The organism is Corallococcus sp. CA047B, from assembly GCF_003612065.1.
Classification (GTDB): Bacteria; Myxococcota; Myxococcia; order Myxococcales; family Myxococcaceae; genus Corallococcus; species Corallococcus praedator.
Genome location: NZ_RAWD01000331.1, coordinates 1 through 9,975 on the forward strand (window position 1 = coordinate 1; position 9,975 = coordinate 9,975).

General features: G+C 71.5%; 4 protein-coding genes. All 4 read right to left on the reverse strand.

Features of this window, described 5'->3' with window-relative positions; genetic code table 11:
- On the reverse strand, nt 1-1,420 hold a 1,420-nt coding region (locus D7X74_RS34345), incomplete at its 3' end, for a transglycosylase domain-containing protein (RefSeq protein WP_199741962.1).
- On the reverse strand, nt 1,420-7,323 hold the full coding sequence (locus D7X74_RS34350) for an Ig-like domain-containing alpha-2-macroglobulin family protein (protein WP_120537225.1): 5,904 nt from the start codon (nt 7,321-7,323) through the stop codon (nt 1,420-1,422). The genes D7X74_RS34345 and D7X74_RS34350, both read right to left, overlap by 1 nt.
- A 454-nt stretch (nt 7,324-7,777) precedes the next feature.
- The gene (locus D7X74_RS34355) at nt 7,778-9,028 is read right to left on the reverse strand and encodes a hypothetical protein (protein WP_120537224.1); all 1,251 of its coding nucleotides are present in this window, start codon (nt 9,026-9,028) and stop codon (nt 7,778-7,780) included.
- A gap of 83 nt (nt 9,029-9,111) precedes the next feature.
- Nucleotides 9,112-9,975 (reverse strand): SDR family oxidoreductase (locus D7X74_RS34360; protein ID WP_120537226.1); only part of this gene is annotated, 864 nt, incomplete at its 5' end.

Here is a 9,975-nt window from a genome sequence, read left to right on the forward strand (position 1 = left end):
CCACCCCACCCCGCGCCAGCCCCCGGTACGCCCGCGCCAGCTCGCGCAGCGTCACGTCGCCGTTGCCCAGCACGATGCCCACGCCGTAGTGCGATGCGGTCTCCTTGAGGCTCTGGAAGCCCGCCTCGCGCAGCACGCGCAGCACCTGCTCCGGCCCCAGCGCGTCCGCCAGCCGCACCGCCGGAATGTTGTAGCTGGACGCCAGCGCCGCGCGCAGCCGCACCGGGCCGTGCACGCGCCGGTCGTAGTTCTTGGGCACGTACGAGCCGCCCGGCGTGGCCAGGTGCACCTCCACGTCCGCGAGCACGCTGGACGGGGTGAAGCCCTTGCTCAGCGCCAGCCCGTACGCGAACGGCTTCAGCGCGGACCCCGGCTGCCGGAGCGACCGCACGCCGTCGTTCTGACCGCCCTTCGCCTCGTCCAGGAAGTCCGAGGAGCCCACGTACGCGAGCACCTCGCCCGTCGCGTTGTCCAGGACGATGGCCGCCGCCTCCCCCACCCTGCGCTCCGCGAGGCCCCGCAGCTCCTCCACCATCGCCTTCTCCACGGCGGCCTGGAGCGCCGGGTCGATGGTCGTCTCGATGCGCGTCGCATGATCCAACCCCAGCTCCGGCAGCCGCTGGAGCAGCGCCGTCGTCAGGTGCGGCACCTCGAAGACCCGCTCCACCGGCACCAGGTCCAACGGCGTCTCCGCCGCCAGCCGCGCCTCCTCCGCCGTCAGGAAGCCCTCCTCCACCATGCGCGCCAGCACGCCGCGCATCCCCGCCATCGCCGCGTCCTGCCGGCGGTACGGATCCCTCCGCGCGGGCGACCGGGCCATCCCCGCCAGCAGCGCCGCCTGTCCCGCCGACAGCCGCTCCGCCGGACGCCCGAAATAGCGCCGCGCCGCCGCCTCCACCCCGAACGTGGAGTTTCCCAGCGGCACGCGGTCCAGGTACTCCAGCAGCACCTGGTCCTTGGACAGGTGCACGGTGAGCCGCAGCGCCCACAGCGCCTCGCCCGCCTTGCCCCACCACGAACGCTCGCGCGGCACCAGCCGGCGCGCCAGCTGCTGCGCAATCGTGGACGCCCCCGACACGATGCGCCCCGACTTCACGTTGTCGCGCGCCGCGCGGGTCACCGCCACCGGGTCCACGCCCGGATGCCACGTGAACCGTTGATCCTCCGCGGCGATGAAGGCCGCGCGGACCAGCGGGGGAATGCGCCCCCCCACGAGCCCCACACTGCGTCCGTCCTCGCGGGAGAGCACCTCGCGCAGGGCCTGACCCGTGCGGTCGGTGAGCACCAATGAGGACAGCGCCTCGCGGGACAGCAACGTCCCCGGCAGGGGCATCGCGATGAAGCCGATGCACCCCACCCCGACGAGCGCCATGGCCACCGCCATGGCGCGCGCCACCCCACGAAGCGTGAGGCGCTTCATCACTTCGAAGCGACCTCGTCCGGCATCAGCACCGGGAAGCGCCCACCCTCGGAGCGGCCGAAGACCTCCGGCGCGTACATCTCCTCCGCCTTCGCCGGCTTGAGCACGAAGTCACCCGGCGTCGTGGCGCGGGCCACGAAGCTCGTCACGTGCACGCCCGGAGGCAGGTCGTCTGCGAAGAAGATGACGCGGTCATCCCGCTTCTCCGTGTGGTTGAACGGAGACCAGAAGCGCGTCGCCCAGGGGCTGCGGGGCTCGTCCGTCTCCGACAGGTCCTCCCCGCTCTCGTAGTCGTAGCCCTCGCCGGGCCCCTCCTCCTCGCCGGAGCCCGCGGGTCCGGGCAGCTGCGCGGTGCTGGCCAGCGACGTGTCCACGGCCTCCAGGCCCGCGGGCAGCGGCACGTCCACCACCACGAAGTGGCGCCGCATCGGCGTCGCCACGCGCACGCGCACGCGCACCAGCTCACCCGCACGCGCCGCCTTGGCCTGGCCCCCGCCGTTGTACGGCTCGAACCAGCGCTGGACGATGAGGCCCCGGTCCATCGGATCCAACGGCATCGCGGCCGGCGCGTAGCGCAGGAGCGCCCCGTAGTAGAGGTTGCCCGTGCCGTTGACGCCGAAGGTCAGCGGCTGCGCCTTGTCCGCGGGGCCCAGCTTCTCCACCGGCACCTGCACCGTCTTCACGCCCAGGTCGCGGCCCCGGAAGTCGGCGGACGCAAGCACCTGTCCGCCCAGCTTCACCACCGCCTCGAACGCCGGCACGTCCTTCTCCTTGCGGCGCACCACGTCCGAGAGCGCCATCAGCGAGAAGGCCGCCTCCTGGGTGTTGCGGAACCGGCCGTCGCCCTCGCGCGAGGACGCCAGGTAGCGGCCCATCTTCGACACGTAGGGGTGATCCGGCGTGATGCCCACCAGCGTCTGGAGCACCAGCGCCGTGGTGCGCGTGTCCGACGACCAGAGCGGCGCGTACGTCTTCGCGTCCGTCTCCTGGAAGTGCACGCCCGCCGGCGTCTCCTGCGCCTTGTTCAACAGCTCCTGCAGCAGCGTCTGGCCCTGCGCGCGGTTGCCCTTCCCCACGAAGATGGCGTCCGTCAGCATCGCCTGGGCGAAGAGCGGCAGGGACTGCCGCTTCTCGAACAGCTCGTTGTAGTACGACGGCCGGGGCGAACCCGTGCGCGCCAGCGTGTAGAGCGCGAAGGCCCGCGTCTCCAGGCCCGGGGACTGGCAGCCCGAACCGCACGGGGTGCACACGCCCGCCGCCACCTTGTCCGCCAGGAACTTCTTCGCCTTGGTGAGCACGTTGGCGTTCACCGCGTAGCCCACCTCCTTCGCCCGGGCGAGCGCCAGCGTCGCGTACGCGGAGGCGTACGGCGAGGAGCACTCGCTGGAGGCCCAGAACCGGAAGCCGCCGTCGTGCGACTGGAGCGCTTCGATCTTGCGCACCGTCGCCAGCACCACCGCGTCCGGATCCAGCGTGCCCTGCGCCTTCAGCGCGTCGTCACTGAGGAAGCCGCGCACGAACTCCTGCTTCTGCTCCTCCGAACCGCCCGTCCAGGCCACCCCGAACTTGCCCGACAGTTCGCGCAGCGCGACGAACGGCACCAGCCGCGACGACATCTGCTCCAGGCAGCCGTAGGGGTAGTCCACCAGCTGGTTCATCGATTCCTCGAAGCCGCCCATCACCGTGGACGACATCGTCACCGTGAGGCCGCCCACGCCGGGCCGCACGCCGCCCGGCGGCTTGAGGCCTTCCACGCGCTCGCTGGTGGTGTCGCCGTACGTCGCCACCGCCTCCAGGCCCACCGGGAGCTGCACGGGGATCTTCTGCTCCACCCCGTCCGTCTCCCCGCCGCCCGCCACGGAGAAGCGCAGCACCGCGGTGCCCGGCTGTTCGGCCACGAAGGTGAAGCGCACCTCGCGGGCCTTGCCATCCACCAGCGTCACCGTCTTCTCCGTCGGTCCCTCCACGCGCACGCCCGTGAGCTGCGCGGTGACCTTCGCCTCCTTGATGGCCGGGTTCGTGGTGTGGATGACCACGCCCGCCTCCGCCTTGTCACCCACGCGCACCATGCGGGGCAGCGCCGGCAGCGCCAGCAGCGGCTTGGCCACCTGCACCTTGCTCTCCCCCACACCGAAGCGGTCCCCTTCCGTCACGGCGATGGCCATGATGCGGAAGGTGGTCAGGTTGTCGGGCAGCGTGAATTCCACCTTCGCCACGCCCTGGTCGTCCGTCTCCACCGACTGGAACACCGCCGTCGTCTTGAAGTTGGAGCGGAAGCCGGAGCCCGACGTGTCCGAACCACCGGAGCCGCCCGGCTGCGAGCCCTTCTCGCCGTACAGCTTGCGCAGCACCAGGTGGATGAGCGGCTCGCCGATGCGCACCGACAGGCCGCGCAGCGGAAACAGCTCCTCCACCGGATCCGGCGCCTTGTAGCCCGTCAGCCGCAGTACGCCCTCGTCCACGGCCCACAGCGTCACCTCCGACTTCGCGCCCTTGCCCGCCGCGTCCTTCACCGCGACGTTCACGGTCACCTTGTCGCGGGGACGCTTGTCCTGCGCGTCCGGCGTCAGCGCCACCGACAGGCGCTTCTGCTTCTTCTCCACCTTCAGCTCGGTGTAGCCCACGCGCACCGCGGGGCGGCCCGGGTCGTCACCGGTTTCAATCCCCTTGCCGTCCGGCACGCGGCCGCGCACCAGCACCACGCCCACGAAGACGTTGGGGATGGCCCCGTCGCCCAGCGGGATGTCCAGCGCCGTGGCGCTGCCCTTGAGCCTCACGCGGCGCACGCTGAGGATGCCCTCGCGCTCCACCGTCACCAGCGCGTCCGCCTCCGGATACGGGCTCTTCACCAGGATCTTCGCGGTGTCGCCCACGTCGTAGAGCTGCTTGTCCGCGACCAGGTCCAGGCGGTCCGTGTCGTTGCGCTGCCACGACACCCAGCCGGAGCCGGTGACGTAGAGCGAATCCCGCGTCGTCGCCTTGCGGCCCTTCACGTCCGTCGCCACCGCCTCCAGCACGTACAGGCCGGGCTCGCCGGGGGTGAACTTGCAGGCCTGCGGCGTGGCCGCGCTCTTCACCGAGCACTTGGACACGTCCGTCTCCACCGGCTCCGTCACGGTGAAGTACTGGCCGCCGTCGCCCTTCTTGCGGATGGACTTCCATTCGCGGCGCTTGATGTTCACGTCCAGCGCGATGCCTTCCTGGCGCTGGCCCAGGGGCGTCACCGCCACCAGCTCCAGGCCCACTTCCTTGCCGGCCTCCGCGAAGCCCGTGGAGAGCGTGCGCAGGCCCGCGTAGACGTCTGCGGGGTGGACGGTGATGAGGTTGCGGTTGGCGATGCGCTGGCGGTTGACGTCCTCCACCTCCGCCTCCAGCGTGTACTCCCACGTCTTGCCGCCCGGCGTCTCCGCCGTGCCCAGCGCCAGCGCCAGCTGCCCGGCCGCGTCCGTGTGGCCATCGCCCGTGGCGAAGGTCTCGCTGCTGTGCTCCGGCTGCTCGTCGTCCCACCACCAGGTGTTCACGCCGAAGGTGAACGCCTCGTTGCCCGGCGGCGTGAAGAAGCTGCTGGCCCGGCCCACGCTCCAGCGCACCTGCGAGTTGCCCATGGCGCCGCCGAACAGGTAGCGCGCATCCACGCGCGCGGTGAGCGCGTCACCCGCCACCGCGTTCTGCTGGGGCACCGCCACGTCCACGCGGAACTGCGGCGCGCGGTACTCCTCCACGCGGAAGGTGCCGCCGTAGCTCACCGTCTCACCGGCGATCTTCAGCGTCGCGGACACGTCGTAGAAGCCCAGCGGCACGTCCGCGCCCAGCTTCATGTCCGCGCGGAAGGTGCCGTACTTCGTGACGTCCGCCGCGCCCTGGAAGACCTTCTCCCCGCGCGAATTGGACACCGTCACCTGCGCCTTGGAGCCCGCGGGCGGCGACTTGAGCACGCCCAGCCGGCGGTAGCGCGCCACGCCCTTGAGCATCACGTCGTCGCCCGGGCGGTAGATGCCACGGTCGGCGAACACGAAGCCCAGGCTCTCCGGGGTGAGGCCGTCCCACGCGCTCATCAGCGAGAACGCGCCGGGCGACATGCCGCCCTGCCACGTGGACAGCGTCACGCCGATGTCCATGTCCTTCTGCGCGGACACCATGGCCCACGGCGTCTCCCAGGACGACTCGCGCTTGACGGGGATGAGCCCCGACAGGCCCGGCACCTTCGCGAGCCCGTCCTTGTCCGTCGTGCCCGTCCAGTGCTCCGTGCCCGCCTTGTCCCACAGGGTGAGCTGCGCGCCCGGCACCGGAGCGCCCGTCTGGAGCGACGTCACCCACACCACGCCGGAGGTGGCACCCAGCTTCGCGTGCACCGCCAGGTCCGTCACCTGCCCCACGATGCGGCGCGGGTAGCGCTGCTTGAGCGCCGGCGCGTTCATCCGCGTGACGAACAGGCCCGTCTTCGCGCCGTTGAACGCCTGCCGCAGGTCGAGCGGCACGGTGCGCTGCTGGTTGCGCGCGCCCGACGTGTCGACGGTCACCTTCAGCGGCTCCGCGGTCGGCCACTCGTTGCCGGAGGCCAGCACCGGCGCGAGCTGCGCGGGCGACAGCGACCACAGCTCCGCCTCCACCGACGGGACATTGGTCACCACCAGCGGCAGCGAGCCGTCACCGGAGGCCTCCACCAGCGCCTCGTCGGAGCCGGAGTCGAACGAGGGCTCCACGTCGGACAGCTTCGCCTCGCCCTGGAAGGCGGGGCCCGTCTGGCCGAAGAGGTCCTTGTAGCCCGCGGCGACCTTGATCTTGTACGTGGTGCCGGGGCGGTAGCGGCCGGGCAGCGCCACGTAGGGGCTCGTCATTTCGGAGCCCGACCACGGCATCTGCGTCTGCACGCGGTCCCAGTCGATCTCCGCCTTGGGCTCCAGCGTCACCTTGCCCTTGAGCGAGGCCACGTCCAGCTCGTTGGACGTGTGCAGGGTCAGCGGGCCGTAGGAGCACGTCTCCTCGCCCCAGGTGAACACGCACGCGCCCGCGGACTCCACCTTGAGCGCGCCGTAGGTGGAGTAGCCGTAGCGCACGGCCTCCTCCATGGGCAGCGGGCCTTCCACGCCCGTCAGCGTCGAGTCCACCACCAGGGTGAACTTCGTCCCGGGGGACAGCTTCTGCGCGGGCTTCAGTTCGTACTTCACGCGCCGGTCCTGGGACTTGCGCTCCGGGCCGCTGCCCACCTGCTCTTCCTTGATGTCCGCGAACGCCGTCTCCTTCACCAGCGTGAGCGCCACCGGGGCGCCGGTCGCCATCTCCAGGCGCGCGTGCTGGAGCAGGTCCTTCACCTTCTGGTTGAACACCAGCGTGAAGACCTGCTCCGGCTGCGCCCATTTGAACTCCACCTCCGGCTGCGCGGACTGGAGCGAGGGGCGCGTCGTCTCGAAGTCGAAGGTGTAGGGCGCGGCCAGCGTGGTGCCGTCCATGGCCTTGAGGCCCGCGGGCACCGTCACCGTGTACTTCGTCGCCAGCTTCACGCCCGTCTGGGGCACGAACTCCACGCTCGCGGAGCCCACCCAGCGCCACTCGCCCTGGAGCGCGGGTTCAATCTTCGCGGGCGCCGCCAGCCCGCGCTCCTGGGCCACCGTGCCCAGGGCGATCATCGGCTTGGTGAAGGTGATGGTCGGCCGGATGTTGCCGTTGGCCTTGCCCTGGGGCCGCGCGGCCACGACGCTCAACGGGCCCTGGTCCGCGAGCTCCGAAGGGTCGATCTGGAGCGCGGGAGGCTCCGGCAGGGGTTCGACGGCGATGCCGTTCGTCTTCGAGGACGAAGCCGACGCGGGGCCGGCATCCGGGACGCCGCCCTTCGCGTCCTTGTCCCCGCGCGAACACGCGGTCACGACGAGGCAGGCGAGGGCAAGCAATGAAATTCTGCGCATGGTGGGGCTCACGAAGTTCCAGGGCGAGCACACGTGGGCTCCACCCCGAAAAAATGACGCGAGCACCGTACCACGGGGCCCCCCACCCCGACTTCACTCCTGGAGGCGCGGATCCGCTCCTTGGATTCCAAGTGTCCGAGAGCCGCTGCCCTGCCCGGGGATACGGCCATGACGCGGATGGACATCCCGCTTCGGAGCACCGTTCGCGAGCACGGAGTCAGGGGCGAAGGACTCCGCGACCGCGACGATGAAACCGCCCAGCAGCTTGCGCCAACGGGACTTCGGTCGGTGACGGGACGACGCCATGGAGCCTCCGGCTTTCCGAGCCTGCGGGAGGCACAACCATGGGGAGGGAGGCGCGAAGCGGCCATCGTACCGGTGAGCAGGCCCCCTTCCGTGAGCGGACAGTGACGCGGGCCGCCGTCGCCCGCGCCGTCATCCGGCCCGGTGGGGCTCAGCCCGGGCCGTGGAGCGCGCCGCCAGCGAGCCCCAACAGAAAGGCGACGGTGACGAGCAGCACCACCCAGCGCACGGGGACGGAGGCGGCGCGCGGCACCGGCTGGCCCACCATGGCCCGCGTGGGCGCGGATTCATCCGGCACGAGGAGGCGGACCTGGATGGCCGACGTGCGCAGCACCTCTTCCACGTCGGTGAGGAACTTGTCGTATTCCTCGGGGAGCAGCTCCAGGGGGCTGCCGTGCTGGAACTCGTAGCGCTTCGCCACGGCCTCGTGGTTGCGCAGCGAGGCCTGTCCCTTGGCCACGTCCACCCAGCCCGCGACGAGCGCGGGCGCGCTCCCCTTGCGGTCCACCAGCGAGATGGCCTGCCGGGCCTGCTTGCCACCCGCGGTGCTGGGGCCTTCGGGTTCGTCCACGCGCAGGATGCGGTGCGGGGTGCGGCCGTAGATCTTGTGCTGGAGTTCGGACTTGAGGCGCTCCGCGAGCAGGGCGGAGTGGGTGGCGAACATGGTGCGAAGTTCGGCCGTCTCCGGCTCACCGGCCCGGCTGGCGGCCTGCGCGGACGGCAGCGGTGCGAGGATCAATTCCTCCTGCCGCCCTCCGCGTGCACCACGGCCTTCGTCGCCGCCGCGAGCGTCGGGGCTCCGGCCCAGGCGGGGAGGCTCCGCGATGCGGGGGAGTTCGGGCGCGCCGTCCAGCTCCGCGCCCCGGCCCGCGCGGATGATCTCCGGCAGGCCGAAGCCTTCCTCCCGAGATCCGGCGCGCGCGGACTCGGCACCGCCGCGAGCGGACTCGGAGCCGCGCCCGGACTCAGCGCCACCACGCGCGGACTCGGAGCCGCGCGCGGAGTCGGCGCCACCACGACCGCCGCGACCGCCTCGCGGCGCATCCCGCCCTTCCCCACCCCGGGCACGGGGCGGAGGCGAGAGGGGCTCCGACACCCGGGTCTCCAGCACCAGGTCCTCGTCGGGAACTGGAGGCGGCGTCATCCGGGTCTCGTACCCGGCGAGTTCGGACGCGCGGATGTCCGCGCCCGTGGTGGGCGCGACACGGGTCTGGTTGCCCCACGACTTGCGAGCGGTGCTCCCCGCCGCAGGCGCGCCAGCATCTGAAGCCCGGGGCGCAGGAGGTGGCACCTGGGTCTGCTCGGTGCGGACCTCCTCCGTCTCGTCCAGATCATCGAGCGGCGCGACGCGGGTCTCGTCGACGGGCTCCGGCTCGCGGTTCCTGCTCTGCCCCTTGGCCATGTGCGCGACCTCTCACGTCGGACCATAGCGCGTTGCCCGGGCCTGGGGGATGGCCCTGTTCCCCCCGGGGCACCCGCCTGCCCTCAGTAGGTCGGCCAGTCCGGGAGCGCGGTCTCGATGGGCCCTCCGAACCACGACGCATAGGCCGCCTCGTCCGCGACCGGATACCGCGTCCCGTAGGCCTTCTCGAAGTAGTCGGCCCAGTGCGGCTGGGAACCATCCAGGTCGGTGAAACCGTACTCGCGCGCCAGTGTCCACGAGGCGACGACGCGCCCCGCCCGCTGATGCACGGCGGGGTCCGCCGCGAGCGCCGCCACCGCCCGGCCCACGTAGCAGGGGGTCTCCGACGCGATGAAGTCCGCGTTCACCTTCGTCCCGTCGCGCCAGTTCGCCTCCGTCACCCCAAAGCCGTCCAGCATCTCCTCCGAGCGCAGGAAGCCCGGCGTCACGGCGAGCGCGGTGATGTTCGTGCGGCGCAGGTCGCGCGACATGGCGAAGGCCAGTCGGATGACGGCCATCTTCGTCACGTCGTAAGCCACCCCGCCCCGGTAGCCGAAGTGGTCCCCATCCGTCACCTCCACGATGAGCCCCCGGTCCCGCTCCAACATCAGCGGCACCGCGTGACGGCTGGTGATGACGTGCGTGACGATGGCGCGCTCGAACATGAGCCGGGCGTTCTGCGCCGACTGCTTCCAGAACGGCAGCCCCAGCTCGTGCAGCGACTCTCCGCCCCAGATGTCGTTGACGAGCACGTCCAGCTGTCCCGCCTCCGTGCGGATCCGCTGGCACAGCGCCTCCACCTCCGCCTCCACCGAGTGGTCCACCCGCACCGCGATGCCCTTCCCACCCCGAGCCGTGACGAGCTCCGCCGTCTCTTCAATCGTCTCCGGCCGCGCATCCCCGCTGGCGGGCCTGCCGCGCACGCTGCGCCCGGTGCAGTACACCGT